General features: G+C 42.8%; 21 protein-coding genes. 10 read left to right on the top strand and 11 right to left on the bottom strand.

Annotated elements, in window-relative coordinates; all coding sequences use genetic code 11:
* Positions 1 to 24: 24 nt before the first annotated feature.
* A complete protein-coding gene (locus NEJAP_RS10640) occupies positions 25 to 411 on the top strand; it encodes a 3D domain-containing protein (RefSeq protein WP_236590893.1) in 387 nt (128 codons plus the stop codon).
* 113 nt (positions 412 to 524) lie between these two features.
* Here the strand turns inward: NEJAP_RS10640 and NEJAP_RS10635 are convergent, their stop codons facing one another.
* Both NEJAP_RS10635 and NEJAP_RS10630 read right to left on the bottom strand, forming a co-directional pair.
* On the bottom strand, positions 525 to 1,448 hold the full coding sequence (locus NEJAP_RS10635) for a DMT family transporter (RefSeq protein ID WP_201347231.1): 924 nt from the start codon (positions 1,446 to 1,448) through the stop codon (positions 525 to 527).
* Between the two features lie 193 nt (positions 1,449 to 1,641).
* A complete protein-coding gene (locus NEJAP_RS10630; RefSeq protein WP_201347230.1) occupies positions 1,642 to 2,517 on the bottom strand; it encodes a LysR family transcriptional regulator in 876 nt (291 codons plus the stop codon).
* A gap of 186 nt (positions 2,518 to 2,703) precedes the next feature.
* Between NEJAP_RS10630 and NEJAP_RS10625 the strand changes: the two genes are divergently transcribed.
* The 5 genes from NEJAP_RS10625 to NEJAP_RS10605 all read left to right on the top strand — a co-directional run bounded on the left by NEJAP_RS10625 (position 2,704) and on the right by NEJAP_RS10605 (position 5,197).
* Positions 2,704 to 3,312 carry a glutathione S-transferase family protein gene (locus NEJAP_RS10625; RefSeq protein ID WP_201347229.1) on the top strand — a complete coding sequence of 203 codons (609 nt, stop codon included), beginning with the start codon at positions 2,704 to 2,706 and terminating at the stop codon, positions 3,310 to 3,312.
* 51 nt (positions 3,313 to 3,363) lie between these two features.
* On the top strand, positions 3,364 to 3,756 hold the full coding sequence (locus NEJAP_RS10620) for a nuclear transport factor 2 family protein (protein ID WP_201347228.1): 393 nt from the start codon (positions 3,364 to 3,366) through the stop codon (positions 3,754 to 3,756).
* Positions 3,756 to 4,412 carry a DsbA family oxidoreductase gene (locus NEJAP_RS10615; protein WP_201347227.1) on the top strand — a complete coding sequence of 219 codons (657 nt, stop codon included), beginning with the start codon at positions 3,756 to 3,758 and terminating at the stop codon, positions 4,410 to 4,412. The genes NEJAP_RS10620 and NEJAP_RS10615 overlap by 1 nt, the downstream gene beginning before the upstream one ends.
* Positions 4,413 to 4,439: 27 nt before the next feature.
* On the top strand, positions 4,440 to 4,646 hold the full coding sequence (locus NEJAP_RS10610; protein WP_201347226.1) for a tautomerase family protein: 207 nt from the start codon (positions 4,440 to 4,442) through the stop codon (positions 4,644 to 4,646).
* A 92-nt stretch (positions 4,647 to 4,738) separates the two neighbouring features.
* The gene (locus NEJAP_RS10605) at positions 4,739 to 5,197 is read left to right on the top strand and encodes a DMT family transporter (RefSeq protein WP_201347225.1); all 459 of its coding nucleotides are present in this window, start codon (positions 4,739 to 4,741) and stop codon (positions 5,195 to 5,197) included.
* Positions 5,198 to 5,315: 118 nt separating this feature from the next.
* Here the strand turns inward: NEJAP_RS10605 and NEJAP_RS10600 are convergent, their stop codons facing one another.
* Complete coding sequence (locus tag NEJAP_RS10600; protein WP_201347224.1) at positions 5,316 to 5,555, bottom strand: hypothetical protein; 240 nt, start codon at positions 5,553 to 5,555, stop codon at positions 5,316 to 5,318.
* 254 nt (positions 5,556 to 5,809) lie between these two features.
* On the bottom strand, positions 5,810 to 7,435 hold the full coding sequence (locus NEJAP_RS10595; RefSeq protein ID WP_201347223.1) for a methyl-accepting chemotaxis protein: 1,626 nt from the start codon (positions 7,433 to 7,435) through the stop codon (positions 5,810 to 5,812).
* 371 nt (positions 7,436 to 7,806) lie between these two features.
* Here NEJAP_RS10595 and NEJAP_RS10590 point away from each other — a divergent pair, with 371 nt between their 5' ends.
* The gene (locus tag NEJAP_RS10590) at positions 7,807 to 8,676 is read left to right on the top strand and encodes an AraC family transcriptional regulator (protein ID WP_201347222.1); all 870 of its coding nucleotides are present in this window, start codon (positions 7,807 to 7,809) and stop codon (positions 8,674 to 8,676) included.
* An 88-nt stretch (positions 8,677 to 8,764) separates the two neighbouring features.
* Here the strand turns inward: NEJAP_RS10590 and NEJAP_RS10585 are convergent, their stop codons facing one another.
* The 3 genes from NEJAP_RS10585 to NEJAP_RS10575 all read right to left on the bottom strand — a co-directional run bounded on the left by NEJAP_RS10585 (position 8,765) and on the right by NEJAP_RS10575 (position 12,165).
* Positions 8,765 to 9,457 (bottom strand): hypothetical protein, encoded by a 693-nt coding sequence (locus NEJAP_RS10585; RefSeq protein ID WP_201347221.1) that lies wholly within the window; start codon positions 9,455 to 9,457, stop codon positions 8,765 to 8,767.
* Positions 9,458 to 9,778: 321 nt separating this feature from the next.
* Positions 9,779 to 10,342 (bottom strand): hypothetical protein, encoded by a 564-nt coding sequence (locus NEJAP_RS10580; protein ID WP_201347220.1) that lies wholly within the window; start codon positions 10,340 to 10,342, stop codon positions 9,779 to 9,781.
* Positions 10,343 to 10,566: 224 nt separating this feature from the next.
* Positions 10,567 to 12,165, bottom strand: a complete 1,599-nt coding sequence (locus NEJAP_RS10575; RefSeq protein WP_201347219.1) for an isocitrate lyase — start codon at positions 12,163 to 12,165, stop codon at positions 10,567 to 10,569.
* A gap of 165 nt (positions 12,166 to 12,330) precedes the next feature.
* On the opposite strand from NEJAP_RS10575, the gene NEJAP_RS10570 reads away from it, so the two are divergent.
* Positions 12,331 to 13,275: a LysR family transcriptional regulator gene (locus NEJAP_RS10570; protein ID WP_201347218.1), complete on the top strand. Its 945-nt coding sequence runs from the start codon at positions 12,331 to 12,333 to the stop codon at positions 13,273 to 13,275.
* Positions 13,276 to 13,302: 27 nt separating this feature from the next.
* Here the strand turns inward: NEJAP_RS10570 and NEJAP_RS10565 are convergent, their stop codons facing one another.
* Genes NEJAP_RS10565 through NEJAP_RS10550 form a run of 4 tightly spaced genes read right to left on the bottom strand, consistent with a single transcriptional unit; the run spans position 13,303 to position 16,359 of the window.
* Positions 13,303 to 14,466 carry a cupin domain-containing protein gene (locus NEJAP_RS10565; protein ID WP_201347217.1) on the bottom strand — a complete coding sequence of 388 codons (1,164 nt, stop codon included), beginning with the start codon at positions 14,464 to 14,466 and terminating at the stop codon, positions 13,303 to 13,305.
* Positions 14,463 to 14,714 carry a hypothetical protein gene (locus NEJAP_RS10560; protein ID WP_028468873.1) on the bottom strand — a complete coding sequence of 84 codons (252 nt, stop codon included), beginning with the start codon at positions 14,712 to 14,714 and terminating at the stop codon, positions 14,463 to 14,465. The genes NEJAP_RS10565 and NEJAP_RS10560 overlap by 4 nt, the downstream gene beginning before the upstream one ends.
* Positions 14,715 to 14,718: 4 nt before the next feature.
* Positions 14,719 to 15,471 (bottom strand): tRNA (cytosine(32)/uridine(32)-2'-O)-methyltransferase TrmJ, encoded by a 753-nt coding sequence (trmJ, locus tag NEJAP_RS10555; protein ID WP_201347216.1) that lies wholly within the window; start codon positions 15,469 to 15,471, stop codon positions 14,719 to 14,721.
* A 51-nt stretch (positions 15,472 to 15,522) separates the two neighbouring features.
* Complete coding sequence (locus NEJAP_RS10550) at positions 15,523 to 16,359, bottom strand: alpha/beta fold hydrolase (RefSeq protein WP_201347215.1); 837 nt, start codon at positions 16,357 to 16,359, stop codon at positions 15,523 to 15,525.
* A 514-nt stretch (positions 16,360 to 16,873) separates the two neighbouring features.
* On the opposite strand from NEJAP_RS10550, the gene NEJAP_RS10545 reads away from it, so the two are divergent.
* Positions 16,874 to 17,185 (top strand): DUF6172 family protein, encoded by a 312-nt coding sequence (locus tag NEJAP_RS10545; RefSeq protein WP_201347214.1) that lies wholly within the window; start codon positions 16,874 to 16,876, stop codon positions 17,183 to 17,185.
* A gap of 24 nt (positions 17,186 to 17,209) precedes the next feature.
* Positions 17,210 to 17,542, top strand: a complete 333-nt coding sequence (locus NEJAP_RS10540; protein WP_201347213.1) for a YnfA family protein — start codon at positions 17,210 to 17,212, stop codon at positions 17,540 to 17,542.

Here is a 17,542-nt window from a genome sequence, read left to right as displayed (position 1 = left end):
TTTAACAATGACAGCGAGCAAAGAATGAGAAAATATAGTTACTTTATGTTTTTGGCCACAATCCCCTTATTATTTGGGTGTTCCGATAAGGTTAATTCTTTAGAAGTAACCGCCACCGCCTATACATCAAGTGCCCAAGAAACAGACTCCACGCCTTCACTTGCGGCGTGGGGAGACACCCTAAAGCCTGGAATGAAATCAATCGCGGTTTCAAGGGACTTAATTAAGATGGGGCTCACCCATGGTGTTGAGGTTTCAATTGATGGGATGGAGGGAAAATATAAGGTGCTTGATAAAATGAATAAAAGATGGAAGCGAAAAATAGATATTTATATGGGTAAAGATATCAAAAAAGCTAAAGAGTGGGGTAAAAGGCAGGTGATTATCCATTGGGTGAGCGAACCATCATAACAAGGTTCACTCACTCAGGCGGTCAATTCTACTGCGCTTCATTGGCAGCAGGTGTTGGGCAGACTAACACTGTGGTTATAGCATCATTCATTAGTACATCGATGCTGCCAGAACTACGTTTTTGCAGGCACTCTGCGTTTCCAAAGTCGTCCATCAATGGCAGATAAGCCTAGCGCAATCAGTGCCATGCCCACAAAGTGAACAATGCCCAAGACTTCGTTAAGGTACAGCGCCCCCAGTAAAATAGCTGAGACAGGAACCAGTAGGGTGACCAGAAGCAAGTTCGTTGCGCCCGCTGATTCCAGCAGTTTGAAGTAGATGACGTAAGCAACGGCGGTTGATAGTACTGCAAGTGCAACGATCGACATCCACGTTTCTGCACTTGGTGCAGCTATATCGAGCGGCCCGTCTATCATCAATGCAATAGGCGCTAATACAAGCGCTGATGCTGTTACTTGTCCTGCCGCCGTTACAATGGGGCTTACGGCCATTTTCTTAAATCGGCGTCCATAGACACCCGCAAAGGCGTAAGATAGCGCAGCTGCCATGATGGATAATTGTGCAAGTGTATTGTCACTTTCGCCTATAGCGGGCATCCCGATCATCACAACGACACCCGTAAAACCGATCGCCACACCTGCAAGCTTTAAGGGTGTGGCGCGCTCATCGGTTAGTAGCATTCCAGCAACAATAACGGTAAATAAGGGTGTTGTTGCGTTAAGAATGGATGCTAACCCAGATGCTATTTGAGTTTGACCCCAAACGATAAGAACAAAGGGAATAACATTATTTAATAACCCCATTCCTAAAAAGGCTGCCCAAACACCTATGCTTTTGGGTGGGCGCTGTCCTATGATCAATGCGATGCTCCATAACGCGATGGCTGCTATCCCGACTCTTAACGTTACAATCGTTAGTGTCGGTATGTCTGCAACGGCAACACCGACGAAGAAAAACGACCCGCCCCACAGTACGGACAATGCAATAAGCATTGCCCATTCACGCATGCCCATTGAGGTGTTTATAGATGATGCCATAGTGAGTTCCGCTCTTATGTTTATATGTTTTGAGTCAGCTTAGAGGGGTTCCAAAATACAAACAATCTGATTCTTGCGCACTGATTGATTTACTACATTTCAGTCAGTTTTAGGGCGTTGGTTGAGCATTATTAATAAAACGCGCTCGCTCATCCGTTATATACAAAGCGCCGGAAAACATGAGTAAAGTCAGCTATCTATTAGCAAACCACTGCTCAAGAAATTCTACGCATTGGACAAGTTTTGAGGGAACAAAGTGCCGTGCAGGGTACAGGGCGTATAGCGTCAGATTAGGCTTCTTTGCGTTCTTTAATACTTCAACAATTTCTCCTTTTTCAAGTGCCTCACGGCAAACAAAATCTGGAATAAACCCAATTCCTTGGTTACGTTTAATGGCTTCCATCATAAAAATCGTGCTGTTAACCCGTAATGTCCCGTTAATGGCGATACCATCTTCGATAGGCCAAATATTCTTCCCTTGAAAGTAACTGTAAACAAAACAGTTATGATCTTTTAGGTCCCGTGGTAAGTGAATAGCGGGGTGCTCATTTAAATACTCAGGCCCTGCGCAGACGCGATACTTGAAGCTGGTGAGAGGGCGGCCAACGTAGTTCGTATCGATTGGTCGACTGGATGCCCGAAAGCCTAAATCAAAACCCTGTTCAACTAGGTCAACACTTTCATCCCCTAAATGAATGTCTAGCTCAATCTCTGGATAAGCCTGCATAAAGTCTGCAAATAAAGTAGATAGATCGGTGATTCCCAGTGCCATTGGTGCATTGATCTTTAGTTTTCCGCGGGGGCTTTGCTGAAGGTCCTGAACAAAATTGTCTGCTTCATCTAGCTTTTCTAGTATTTCTATTGCGCGTTGTAAATATCCGACACCCACATGGGTCAGCTGCACATTACGTGTTGAGCGATGTAGCAAACGAGCGCCCAGTGCATCTTCAAGGCGGCTGATTTCCTTGCTGATCATGGACTTGGAGGTATTGGTCTGTTCGGCTACTCGCGTAAAGCTTCCTAAGTCAGCTAAACGTACAAATAGTTGAAGCGCTCGCAGTTTGTCCATAGAAAAGTTTTATCCAAGAAAAAAATAAAGATAATCTGAATGTGTTTCTTTATTAGAAACAGTTGGTTCTCATTATAGCTATATATGAAGACAAACAAAAAGACCACACTCTTCCATGTCGTCGTTAGTTATCTATCAAACGGCACACACTTAGCTCAAGTATTTATCAATAATGAGGAAAAGACTATGTACACGTTATATTACTCTCCTGGCGCGTGTTCTTTGGCTACACAAGTCGTCATTCATGAACTGGGTCAAGCCGTTGAGATTATCGACAAACAGCAAGTGAGTGATTTTAGCGTTATCAACCCTGCTGGTATGGTTCCGGTACTCGTTGATAACGGAAAAACACTTCTGGAGGGCGCGGCTGTGATGTTATACCTGCTCAATAAACATCAAAACACTATGCTGCCCGCCACTGGTAGAGGTCGTGAGCAAGCCATTCAAAACATTATGTTTGCCAATGCCACCATGCACCCCGCTTATAATCGTTTATTTTTTATTGCACAGCACATAACTGATGAAAAAACCAAGCAATTAGCCTTTGATGCAGCCGCCCAAGCTATTACCGGTCTATGGGAAATTGTAGAGCAACAGCTTGCCACGCAAGACTTTCTTGGCGGTGATCAACCTTGCGCTGCGGATATCATGTTGACAGTGTATTCCCGCTGGGGGGCAAGTTTTCCTGTAAAGATCTCGTTAGGACAAAGCACTAAGAAAATGCTGAATGTAGTGCAGGCAATGGCGAGCTTTAAGCGTGCCATTGATGCCGAACAGCGCCAATCAGCTGCTTAGAAGCTTATTAAGAGCATCCACTCAACATCATCTACGAAGAGGCAAACTTGCATGAAAAATGCTGATTTTACCGGAGATTTTGGCTCGAATGAGTTTGAATCAGTGATGGCTCTTGTACGGGACTATTTTGATGGTTTGCACCATGGCGAGGTATCCAAATTAAGAGCTATTTTCCATCCGGATGCATATCTCAAAGCGCCGGGTTTGCGGCGTGGCCTTGAGCAGTGGCTCGATGCGGTTGCGAGCCGGCCAGTGCCTAGCGAGCAAGGGCGGCCTTATGATTATAAGTTATTGTCGATTGAAATTATAAAAGACCAAGCAATGGTAAAACTGGAATGCCCGTTATTCGATCACTTTTATGTTGATTTTCTGGGCCTTCTTAAAGAGAACGGGCACTGGTTAATCGTCAATAAAATGTACACAGATTTACGAGAAGAGCTGTGATGAAAACATTAAAGATAGAAATGATTCATGATGTCGTGTGTTCTTGGTGCCCCATCGGATATGCAAATCTGCAACAGGCGCTGCGTAATCTGGATGTAGACGCTGAAATTCATTTTTTACCTCATGAGCTTAACCCCGACATGGGGGCAAAGGGCGAGAGTATAGACGCTCACCTCTCTCGGCGTTACCAATGGAATCAATCAACGCTGGGTGACTATCGCGTAAATTTACTAGCGGTGGCTAAGCAAGCGGGTGTTTGTATCGATTTTTCCAAGCGCAGCCATTATTACAACAGCAATAAAGCGCATCGATTGATACATTGGTGCGAAGGATATAACAAACAGCAGGCCATGAATAATCTGCTAATTGATGCTTATTTTAAACGCGGCTTAGATATCAGTAATACGCAAGTATTGTTGGATTTTGCTGAGCAACTAGGTTTGGATCGAGAGGAGGGGGAGCTGGCGCTAATGTCGGATGATACAACTCAACAGCTGCAGTTGAAGAAGCAACGTGTTCTGCAGCAGGGAGTAACCGGTGTGCCTGCTTATATTTTCAATGGAAGCAACCTGATCACTGGCTCAAATTCGGTTGAATATTTTGAGCAGGTAATAAGAGGGCTGACGACAAATAATCAGCCTAGTGTTGCAAGTTAACCTAACTCACTAATAAAGAAGAAAACTATGCCATACGTTAATATTAAAGTAACCGATGAAAACGTCACTAAAGAACAGAAGCAGGCACTCATCCAAGGTACCACTCAACTACTCGTTGATGTGCTTAACAAAAATCCAGCAACGACTTTTGTTGTGATAGATGAGGTGAATACCGACAACTGGGGGATTGGTTTCGATCAGGTAACCACGTTACGCCAGTTAGCTCACACATAGAGGGCTGCCTATATAGTGTCTTTCGCGGGGGAGTTCAGTAGGAAAAAGCTGCGCTTCTGCCATAAGCGTTAAATATATATGAAGATATAACTATGAATAGTACTTTTTTTTACGCATCAATTATGTTCGTTGCAGGTTTGGGAATTCCGTTGATGGCAGCGCTAAATGGCGGATTAGGCGCTAAACTTCAAAGCCCTGCACTTGCTGCTACAATATTATTTTTAGTCGGACTGGCGGTTTCGGTTACGTATCTTTTTACTGTAGAGGGGGTATCTACTGGGCTAAATAAAGCGAATATTCCATGGTATTTGTACTTTGGCGGATTTTTTGTCATGTTTTATATTTTAAGTATTACGAGTGTCGCGCCTCATTTTGGTATTTCTAATGCGGTTTCATTTGTATTGCTTGGCCAGCTGGTGGCTATGAGCCTTATTGATCATTATGGGCTTGTCGGTGCTCTTCAGTACTCTCTAAACTCCCAGCGACTGATTGGACTGGCTTTAATGGCAGCAGGGGTGTTTATGGTTGTTGGCCGCTCGACAAATATATAGCTATCGTATTTAAGGGGCTGTTAGCAGCTCCGCTTTAAATTCTTGTTAGGTAACATGGTAATAATAACCGGATTTAATTCACGCTTATCAAGCGGGCAGTTGTAATTACTCACAGAACCTAAGCGCTATCAATTGCCATAGATGTCATAAGTCCATAGGCAGAAAATAAAATTATTATCCAAAAAATCAAACCTACAATGATGACTTTAAAACCATCAGGATCAACATCTTTATTGAATGGACGATAAATCAAATAACCTAAAGCTTTTATAAGTATCTCGACGATTACTTCAATAAAGATTCTAAATATGAATTTGAAAATCCCAGAAAATAACTCTCCAACAACTTCTCCTGGCATGATCGCTATTCCTTTAGTTACCTAGCGTTTAGGGTGTAGATCAACGCAGCCCCGCACCTTAAGTGTTAGGTCATTCCTCATTCGTTCGAATGTTACTTTAATCTTGATGCACCTAGCAAACTAGCAATGAAATACGCACGCAATAAACCAAAGTCAAAATGAAGTGATAGATATGGCTCTTTATTATGCATAACTTTCAGCAACGCAAAGGCGTAATAGCTTTGCTAAAACGCCTTTTATTAGTCGGATAGTTATTAGGTTGTAAATTGCTTTACTTGGCTTTGCAGAGAGCGTGATAGGTTGGCAAGTTGCTCGCTATTATCAGCGGTTAATCGTGCGCCTCCGTGTGTTTGATCCGCAATAATAGAGATATTATTCAAGTTATGACTCATCTCGCTGGCAACAGAGTTTTGTTGCTGGGCAGAAGAGGCCACAAGGTTATTCATCTCTAAAATTTCCTGTACGTTTTCTACAATGCTAATTAAGTGCTGACCAGCATTAGAGGCGCTTTTTATACACTTTTGTGCCTCTTCATGGCTTTCGGACATCATGTTGACAGCGTTCTTACACGCTAGTTTTAATTGTGAGTTTAAGGTGTTGATTTGATCGGTAGATTCTTGAGTTCGTTTGGCAAGTGCTCGAACTTCATCGGCAACAACAGCAAAGCCTCTGCCTTGCTCGCCAGCGCGAGCAGCCTCAATAGCCGCATTTAGAGCAAGGAGGTTGGTTTGGTCTGATATGTCTCTAATGATGGATAAGAAGCTTTCAACATTATTCATGTCTTCTTCTAGCTTTATGATATTACTAGCCTGATTTTCTAACTGTTCAGCAAGGCCGTTAATAGAGTTGATGGTTTCAAGAACGATCGTTTTGCCATCTTGTGCGGCGGCTTCGGCATTAATTGTAATGTTGGCAGTTTGTTGGCTGTTCTCAGCAACGTGCTGAGCTGCTTCTGACATTTTATTCATGGATGCAGCGAGTAGTTGTGTCTCTTCGCTTTGTTGCATGACGCCAGCAGATGTTTGCTCGGCAGTTGCCGCCATTTGTTCTGCAGAATCGAGCATTTGGTCACTGGAGAGCCTCATTTCTTTAATGAGGTCCTGCTGGATATCCAGCGTAGCGTTAATGATACGGCCTAGGTCCCCAAGTTCATCTTGGCTAGAAGCATCAATGCGCTTTGAAAGGTTGCCTTTGGCAACTTCTTTCATTGTATTACTCATGTTCAGAAGAGGGTGCGTTATTGAGCGTAGGATAGAGATGGTAAGCCAAGCAATAAGAGGAGTGATCAGGATGATAAAAACAAAAGACTCAAATAGTTTACTCATAAACGTTTCGTTGATGTCATCAATATAAACGCCAGTACCAATAACCCAGCCCCAAGGTTTAAAGAGTGTGTATTTTGAAAGTTTTTCGGCAGGAATACTTTCACCTGGCTTTGGCCACATATAATACTCAAACCCGGCTCCGTTCAGTTTGGCGCCTCGGACAATATCGATAAATAATGGCTTTTTATCACTATCCGTGAAGGTAGATAGATCTTTTCCATCTAGCTTGGAGTTAGTGGGGTGCATAAGCATGCGCGGTTGTAGGTCGTTAACCCACATATAATTATCATTGTCATAGCGCATTTGTTTTACCAGCGCTAAGGCGCTGCTTTGAGCCTCATCTTGGTTTAATAAGCCTTCTTGTTGTTGCTTCTGATAGTGAGAAATAATATTGAATGCCATGTCTACGGCATTGCTTGATTGTAATTTTCTTTCTGCAATGAGGCCTAGCTTTAGCTGCCATAAATCGTAGGCTTTAATTGATATGCATAAAGAAGAAAAAACCAAAATTATAAATATGAGCTTTGATTTAACAGTCATTTTGCGTACAAACATTTAAGTCGACTCCACGCTGAAAGTTGTTGCTATATGAGTAATAACGTAACCAATAATTTTATTGTAATTTTTAATTTACAGTGTGTTTTGAAGAAGTGTAGCAAAGCTTTATTTAATATGTTTTCAAATGCTGCTTTTAATTGTATCCAATTGTATCAATTGGGTTTTTGTCTTAAATATAAGACGGAAAGATTTTCTAACTAAGACTCCATGATTAATTTGTAAATAAAAAGATACAGATAGATAGGCTGTTTATAAGAACTTCATATGCTGCTCTGTCTACGTGTTGCAGAAAAATCAGCAAGATTTGCTAAATGCCCAAGTGCTAAAGTTACTTTTATCACATTAATATCGTTGAAAGAGATGCAACTATGACAAATGAAGAACGGTTTTATCATCAACGTTTTGAACGTGTAATTGACTATATCTATGAAAATTTGGATAAACCGCTAGATCTTTATGTATTGGCTGACATTGCTTGTTTATCGCCTTATCACTGGCATCGAGTCTATAAAGCGATGTATGGAGAAACGCTAGCTGGGACAGTAAAAAGGTTACGGTTACACAAAGCGGCAGGGTGGTTGGTCAATACTCAAAACAGCGTACAAGATATTGCTCAATCTTCTGGTTATAGCAGTGTTCAGTCTTTCAATCGAGCATTCAGTGATAGTCTCGGCTTGCCTCCTGCTCGTTATCGCATAGAGGGAAACCATCAAGTATTTAAACTTTCTAAAGATAGAGAGTCTGTCTCTATTAAAGGTACTGAAATGTTACAAGTCGAAATAAAAGAGGTTGAGGAATTACATTTGGTCGGTATTGAGCACACAGGTTCTTATATGGATATTGGTGGCTCGTTTGAAAAACTGTTTGCTTGGTTAGGTATGAAGCAGCTTGTTTCTGAGCAAACACGGTCGTTTGGGATTTACTTTGATGACCCAGATGCTACACCAGAAGAGGAGCTGCGCTCGGCGGCATGTGCTACTTTGCAAGGCTATGAAGTGGAGAATTCTGACCCTGTTACTGAGCATACGATAGACCGTTGTGAGTGTGCGGTGCTGAGGTATGTTGGCCCTTATGCAAATATGCATGCTGCTTATCAATGGCTATTTGGCGAGTGGTTACCTAATTCAGGCAGAGAGTCTGCAAATGCTCCTGTATTTGAAGAGTATGTAAATGATCCTAGAGCAGTGGCGCCGAGCGAGCTAATTACTGATATTTATTTGCCTCTTAAATTGGTTTGAATGTAATCAGCTAATAAAAAAGAGTGCTAGAGACACTCTTTTTTTGCTTTTCATTGTAACGATCTGAGCATTAGAGACAGCTGACACTTTACCTGCTAACTATGCTAAAGCCACTAAAGCGTGAGCTGCTTGCAAGTTTTTCAGCTGTCCTTGATAAACAAACATCAACCGTTTCTTTTAAACCTTCTCGATATTTCTCGGAAGAAAATGGGCTTTCAGGGTTAAGCTCATTTATATAGTTCTGATTCAGATAATATCGAATGCTAACTTTTTTGCCTTGTGTTTTAACTTTAATCGTACACAAGAAATATGGATTCCCATTGGAATAGGACTCCGATTCACCTGCTCTAATAGCCTCGCCCAGTAGGCCTCCAATGACTCCGCCTAAAGCGATTTCAACACCTGATGCAAAATCAGGATCGCCTGCTTTCCTAGTGCTAACAAGTACTGTTTCAGGCTCAACATGATAGAGAGTAAATTCTTCAAGAGAGATCTTTGTATTTGCAGTGGTGCTCAAGTTCTTATTTAGATACTGCTCCAGTAATAATCTTCGATCAAAATTCAGTTGAGCATCCCCAAATCGATAGCCTTTGAAATACTTAGATACATAACCTTGCTTCTTTTCAAGGTTATCTCGGTTATCAAAAATCTGTATTTTCTGGCTGTCAGCTTCATAGCTTAAGCTAGACATATTGATATCAGTAGTCGGCTTAACAGCCAAGGATGCACTGTTACATGCGGTTAGAAAGAAGACAGATGTCAACATTATTAATTTTTTCATATCGTTTCCATGATAAAGAATCCTGTTGGCAATAGTGTACCTGTTCTTTTGGATAGGTCTATGACAGGTACATTGAAATTGAGGCAGGAAGGGCGATTACAACAGTTAGTGTTGATGTCTTTAGTAGCCCTGGGTTGCATTGCTTGAAGAGGTTTTTGCCCCACAAAAACCCCTACAATGCTGTTGATTTATCATGTGTTGTAGGGGCTTTTTAGAATTAACGCTATCTGATTAGCAACATGAAAGCGTAATAGCGTGCGTCTAGGCGCCTTTTTTGTTTTTTAGCTCTGAACAGTATGTCATTTATCTTCTGAAATACTGTTAGTCAGCTATTACATTGAGGCAAGAAGCACTAATGTTTTCATTAAAATATGCCATGCCTAGTGTGCTTAGGTATTCCATACGATCTGCCTTCATCAGATCTATTTCCGGTGCGCCGAAACCATTCTCCTGATAAATACCGGCTAGGTAAGCCATGAAATTCTCACCCTCTTTAACGAGTAATAAGCTAGCCGCGCCTACATCAGGCTTTACTTGGGCGTTTTGTGCTTCTGGGAGTGTCACTGCAAAAACGACGGGGTGCTCATCACCTTCAACACGGACACTACGGTCTCTTACGGCTTGCTCCGCCCAGTAAAAAGCGAGTTCTTTACTTTGCGTTAAAAATACTGGCTCAATTGATTCTGTGTAGTTGTTCCCGATGGTTGCCATGGTTTTTTTGGCGGCATCCTTCAATGCTTTATCTCCAGAGCGTATCAAACCTTGCTCTTGGATTGAGTCGACTAGTGCCGATGAAGTGCCGTGATACCAAGTATCGCTCGTAGTAAACCCTTGCTCGGTTAACAAGTCTTTTGCATCTTTAAGAAAAGCAGGTATGTTAGCCATATTCAAAATCACTTAATCAGTTTGTGGTAGGGAGCAGGTTAGGATTCTAACGTAAAAACTCATTTGGTTCTTGCGTAGAGAGTTAGAAACAATCTTACTGGAAACAGCCTTGCCCATAAAAAAAGCGACGCCTTATTAAGGGGTCGCTTTTATGTCCAGCAATGGACTGTACTCTGATAATGCAAAAGCAATTACCAGAGTACTTCATTCAAAACTAATTCAACTTAGTTGAACTGGTTAGAAGTGTTTTTCGCGCCGCCAGCTTTCAGAGCGTTTTCACCAGCAAAGTATTCTTTGTGGTCGTCGCCCATGTCAGAACCAGACATGTTTTGGTGCTTAACACATGCAATACCTTGACGGATCTCTTTACGCTGTACGCCAGCAACATAACCCAGCATACCTGCTTCACCGAAGTACTCTTTAGCCAAGTTGTCAGTAGACAATGCAGCAGTGTGGTAAGTCGGTAGAGTGATCAAGTGGTGGAAGATGTTTGCTTCACGAGCAGTATCAGCCTGGAATGTACGGATCTTATCATCAGCACGTGCAGACAGTTCAGTCTCGTCGTATTCAGCGCTCATTAGAGCAGCACGATCGTAAGCAGAAACGTCTTCACCTGCAGCAACCATTGCATCAAACGCCTGTTGACGGAAGTTAAGAGTCCAGTTGAAAGAAGGTGAGTTGTTGTAAACCAGCTTCGCATCAGGAATCTCTTTACGTACTTCATTCATCATGTCAGCGATGTCTTGAACGTTTGGTGTTGCAGTTTCGATCCAAAGTAGATCAGCACCTGCTTTGATAGCTTCGATGCTGTCAAATACGCAACGCTCTTCACCAGTACCCTGACGGAATTGGTACAAACCAGAAGGTAAACGCTTAGGACGAACCAGCTTGCCGTCACGGTTGAAGCATACGTCGCCTTCAGCCATGTCAGCTACGTCGATCTCTTCAACGTCTAGGAAAGAGTTATAACGATCGCCTTGATCGCCAGGCTCTTTAACAACAGCGATTTCTTTAGTTAAGCCAGCACCTTCAGAATCAGTACGTGAAACGATAATACCGTTATCGATACCTAGCTCAAGGAAAGCGTAACGCAATGCACGAATCTTAGAATGGAAGTCAGCATGAGGAACAGTTACTTTACCGTCTTGGTGACCACATTGCTTTTCATCAGCAACTTGGTTTTCGATCTGTAGTGCACAAGCACCTGCTTCGATCATCTGCTTAGCCATGATGTAAGTGGCTTCAGCGTTACCGAAACCAGCATCGATATCAGCAATAATTGGCACTACGTGAGTTACGTGGTTATCAATTTTGTCTTGGATAGTCGCTTGTGCAGCAGTATCGCCAGCTTCACGAGCTGCATCTAGTTCACGGAATAAACCGCCTAGTTCACGTGCATCAGCTTGACGTAGGAATGTGTACAGCTCTTCAACCAAGCTAGCAACAGTTGTTTTTTCATGCATAGACTGGTCAGGTAGAGGACCAAAGTCAGAGCGAAGAGCTGCAACCATCCAGCCAGATAGGTACAAGTAACGACGATCAGTTTGGCCGTTGAAATGTTTCTTAATAGAAATCATCTTCTGTTGACCAATGAAACCGTGCCAGCAACCTAGAGACTGAGTGTACTTAGTCTTGTCAGCATCGAACGCCGCCATGTCAGAGCGCATTAAGTCAGCAGTGTATTTAGCTATATCCAAACCAGTTTTGAATTTGTTCTGAGCACGCATACGAGCAACAGATTCAGGGTTGATCGTGTTCCAAGAAGAGCCGTTCGCTTCACAAAGCGTAGCAACTGCATCGATATCTTTTGTGTAATTTGACATGGTTAGTCCTGCTTAGTTTTAGGTAGTCACAAACTGCCTTGGTTAACTTTGAAATAATTATATAGAAGGATTTAATATAATTGAAATAAATGTCAGTTATTTCTATCATTCATGGTATGAATATTGATCTTGGTTAATTTAAGCATGAAAATATAGGTAATAAAGATGAATATTGACCATATTGACCTTAATTTGTTGGTTTATCTTGACGTGCTGTTGCGCGAACGTAATGTGACGCGCTCCGCTAGCTTGCTGGGAATTACGCAACCGGCGATGAGTAACAGTTTGCGACGTTTACGAGAAGCCTTTGGTGATCCGTTATTGGTGAGAACCAGTGATGGAATGATGCCTACTGAAAGGGCATTGGCTATGCAGCCTGAAATACGAGGGATACTTGCCAGTGTAGAGAAGGTGATTGAGCCGAGTATTGAATTTGATGCAGCGTCTAGTGACCGCGTGTTTCGTATTATGACCAGTGATTATGGTGAGTCGACATTAATACCTCGTGTTTTGGAGGGGTTAGCTGTTCAAGCTCCGGGGGTTATTTTGGATATTCTGACACCCAGTGATATGAGCTTTTTGGAAGTAGAGCAGGGGCAAGTGGACCTAGTTATTAACCGCTTTGATAGTATGCCGCAAACTTTTCATCAGGTGACCTTATGGCACGATACTTTTTCTTGTCTGTTTAGTATCGACAATCCTGTGGCCCAAAATTTTACGTTACAAAGTTATCTTGAATCGAACCATGTTTGGGTGAGTAAAACGGGTATGGGAGCCGGGATGGGAATAACGCCAAAAGATACCACTCGATTAGGCTGGGTGGATGAGGCGTTATTACGTATTGGTCATAAGCGGCATATATCTGTTTTTACACGTCATTACCAATCAGCCACTTTATTGGCTGAACAAAAAGAGCTGATTGTAACCATACCAACGCGTGCAGCAATGGCACAAAAAGATAACCCAAGGTTAGTGCTACAATCCCCCCCCTTTGATGTTCCGTCTTTTGAGTTAAAAATGGCATGGAGTCCATTATTACAGCACAATCAGGCACATCAATGGTTGCGGCGATTAATTATTGAAGCAGCGAGGGTCGTAACACTTAAATAATCATGTAGTTAGCTGTTGTTGGTAAGGTTATTCCTCTGTATAGACTGCTTCCATATTATATAACTCAGTGAGTACTTCCTGCGCTTCAGCATTATTAGCATGTTCGGCGCTGATGGCGGGGAGGTCGCAAAGGTTGCGAGCAAAACTTGCAGATTCTTGGCTGATGTCACAGGCCTCACCATTAACGAACAGAACCACTGACCCATCGGTTCTTTCTCGGTATGCAAAGCGGCTTCCTTCAGCACGATATATCAATCCGCCATCGTGTAGATACTCAGTGAGTTCTTCTACTGAGTAGTTTTCGTTCTCTTCGGGCGTACCTGCTTGATCCGCATACTTTTGTTCAGTCATGTATTGGCCGAACCAGTTCTCCAATAGCTCAGGTTCATTCAAATAGTCAGTCATAATAGACCTGACTTTTTCCATATCTGATTGGCGAATCAGTCCAGGGCTTTTTTGTAGCGTTAACTCAGGATCGCTATAGCGCGTTTCGCTTTTAAGCTGCTCGCCTACAAAATCGGTGAATTGTCTTAATATATCAGCATGTGATGGTGCGCGAAAACCAACGGAATAGGTCATGCAATCATCTGATTCTGCTGTACCGTTATGCCCGATACGTGGCGGGATATAGAGCATATCTCCAGGGTTTAGGAGGTAGGTTTGTTCGGCGTCCCATTCCGGTAAAATCATTACCGGTGTGTCATCTCGACGTGGTGAATCTTCACCATAAATTCCGCCGACTTCCCAGCGTCGTTGCCCAGATGCTTGGATGAGAAAGACGTCGTAGTTGTCATAATGAGGGCCTACGCCGCCACCTTTGGTGGCATAGCTAACCATTAAGTCATCAATGCGCCAGCTAGGAATAAAACGAAACTGTTCTAGTAGTGCGTTGGCTTCTGGTGCCCAGTGATCGACTGCTTGGACCAGCAACGTCCAATGGCTATCTTGTAAGTTAGCAAAGCGCTCACCGGAGAATGGCCCATTTTCTAGTTCCCATTGTTCCCCCGTGGCGTTTTGAATAACCAGCCGTGATTCAACTTCTTCTTCGCATGCCAGTCCTGCAAGTTCATCCGCGCTAACGGGCGGCTCAAACTCAGGAAAAGCATTACGAATCAGTAGAGGTTTTTTTTGCCAATAGTCACGTAAAAATGTGTCTACTGACATGTCGCCTAGAGGGAAGTTAGGAATCATCTTTTTAGTAACTCAACTAGCTCGATTGCGGCGCCTTCAAGCTCATCCATAATTTTGCGTTTATCTTTGGCTGCTACAGCTGCAATACGGTTGTTGCCGATCACTTTTGCGCACTTTTGGATTTTTAATGCGCAAGCTTGTATGCCGCCCAAGTTAGTTTCATAAGCGCTCATTTCAGCAGCGACGGCTTCGATGCCAGCTTGTAAGCGACGTGCATCTTCTTGAAGGTTCGTTAGATCTGTGTGCATTACGCTAATCCTTTTTTTCTGTAGACGATAGGTTTTCAATGGTTTCCTGAACCGAAGCTAGGATACCTCGTAACATGCCAAGTTCAGCTTTTTCCGGGCGTGTCCGGTTGAAGTAGCGCTTTAGTTTGGTCATAGCGCGTCCTTCGTGCTGAGGGATAATAAAGTTGGTGGCTCTAATCACCGTTTCTAAATGGGTATAGAACAGTTCCATCTCGTTTTGGCGAGGGTATTCAGACTCTGATCTTTCTTTTATAGGCGTCTGAGCTGCCATCCAGATTTCGTAGCTCAATAGTTGAATTGCCTGAGCGACGTTTAGAACTGGGTATTCTGGGTTTGCCGGAATATAAACATGGAAGTTACACAACTGCAGTTCTTCGTTCAATAAGCCCATAGTTTCACGACCAAAAACGAGTGCTACTTCACCTTGTACCGCTTCTGAAGTGATTTTTTCTGCACAGTTCCTGGCATCTAAAATGGGCAGGTCAAAGGTGCGGTTGCGAGCGCTAGTCCCGATGACTAATTGGCAATCGGCGATAGCTTCTTTTAATGTGCCGACGACTGTTGCATTATCCAAAACATCTTTAGCGCCTGCGGCTCTGGAGTCTGCTTCTTCGCTGGGGTATTCACGCGGGTCTACTAGCCATAGCTGCGAAAGCCCCATGTTTTTCATGGCGCGTGCAGCCGCACCAATATTGCCAGGGTGAAATGTATTAATCAGTACAATGCGCACATTGTTAAGCTGGGTATTGGGAGTCATAGAAGCCAAACCATTAAAATTTGGTCGCTATTATAGAGGACAGACCTGCTGTCACAAAGCGTCAATAAAGCGATTCAGATCATAAATAAATCGTTCTTTATGCCAAAGGTGCGGCGAATGGTCCGATTCAGGGTATATCAGCAGCTCAGAGTCTAAAATTGTATTGGTAACCCACTTTTGTAAATCTCGGCTGTAGAACTGGCTTTCATCGCCATAGATGAGCAAAGTAGGGCAGTTGATTTTAGAAAGTACTTCGCGATAATCCTGCTGGGTAATGCTGATCCAGCATTGTGTTAAGAGGTGAGCGGGTAATTTTTGTAGATGCTCTCGCATGTGCTGAAAACCACGTGAATTATTATCGTAGTTTTCACGAGAGCGACGATTATTACCAAAAGCAATAAGCTCTAAAACACCTTCTGCAAAGTCTGTCTTGAACCTTTCTATTAAATGATTATTTTTTGTTTCGTTTAACGATCCGTAAACACCGTGCTGCCATTCTTCGTCAGTTACCAGCTTTGGTGACTGGTCAACAATACACAGGCCATTTAGACGGCTTTGGCCATGACGGCGAATGTACTCCCAAGCGGTAAGTGCGCCCATTGAGTGACCAATGAGTATTGCATTATGTACGTCGAGTTGCTCGAGGAGTTCGTCCAGATCATCTGCCATGCGGGGGAGTGTCATATTGGTTTTTTCGTCATGAGGGTGGTCACCATGACCTCGTGCATCCCAGCAGATAACGCGATGATTTTCTGCCAGTTCAGATGCAAACGGCAACCATTCACGCACACTGGCAGTCCAGCCATGTAAAAATACTAAAGTAATATCTCCAGAACCTAGGGAGATGTAGTGAATGTTAGTATTATCAGAAGTTTGCAGTGTTTCCATTTTACCTGTAACCGTAGAGAAAAAACGAATATCTACCCTACCTGCTGAAGGTGGCCTTGGCTATTGTAATAAAGTGATATATTTTCCTATTAATCACAAGTTTAATGCTTTTATCGAGTCATTTAATGCCGATGAGTTTTGTCTCAGTAATGATGGTTTGGCTATTTGAGCGGATGAGAAATGTTACAACTTTCGTATCAAGGTCTGTGCGGACTGTCATTGGGCGAAGAAAGGGTGTAAGTCTTACGCATTATTCTGTTTCAACAAAGCGGGTGAACACTACTTTTAGTTGAAAAGAGATAGACCATTTTGTGAATAATACTAATTCGACTCCTCTACACAAGCGTTAGGTGTGTTCTATTGTTTGTTGTGATCTTTGAAGTGCTGCAATGGGTAGATAAGAGATGTTAAATATCGGTTAGTGAATCGCTACTGAAGTAAAAATAACGTAAAATGCCGGCAACGTTATGTAATGTCGGGGCTGCTGGTTCGGCAACCCATTTTTAGGATAAACATGAAAAAAACATTTGTACTGTCGCACCCAAAAATTAAATACGCTCGTTTGATCGAATCAGCTAAGAGTGATGCAAAAAAGTACGTAAGAAGAGAGAGAAATAAACAGTTACCAAGTGGTGCTGATTATTGGGACTTTGATTGCAAATATGGCAATACAGAGCAGGAAGCAAGAGTCATTCACCTGTCTGAAATCAACAAGTGCATTGATGAAGCAGAAAAGCTGCAATTAGAATCATTCTATTTGGAAATTCTAGCGAAAGCCGCTACGCGTGAAAGAAGCGAAGATTCTGATTCTGATTGGGATATGTAAGGTCCTTATTACGAGAGAAACAAAGTGCTTGAATTAAAAACCTTATTTCTCTTTTTACTAACGGCTGTTGCAGAAATTCTCGGTTGCTACTTACCTTATCTTTGGCTAAAAGAAGATAAAAGTATTTGGTTGCTGGTGCCTGCAGCGGCTAGTCTTGCGTTTTTTGCTTGGCTCTTGTCGTTACATCCTGTGGCCGCAGGGCGTGTGTACGCCGCTTATGGTGGTGTTTATATCTTTGTTGCTATTGTATGGCTGTGGCTAGTTGATGGTATTAGGCCCACAACATGGGATGTCGTGGGCTCTATAGTTGCTTTAGCTGGTATGGCTATTATTATGTTTGCCCCGCGCCACAGTTAA

The sequence above is a fragment of the Neptunomonas japonica JAMM 1380 genome (assembly GCF_016592555.1).
In the GTDB taxonomy this organism is placed as follows: domain Bacteria; phylum Pseudomonadota; class Gammaproteobacteria; order Pseudomonadales; family Balneatricaceae; genus Neptunomonas; species Neptunomonas japonica_A.
The sequence above is the reverse complement of the archived record's forward strand: the minus strand, read 5'-3'. Positions and strand labels throughout refer to the sequence as shown.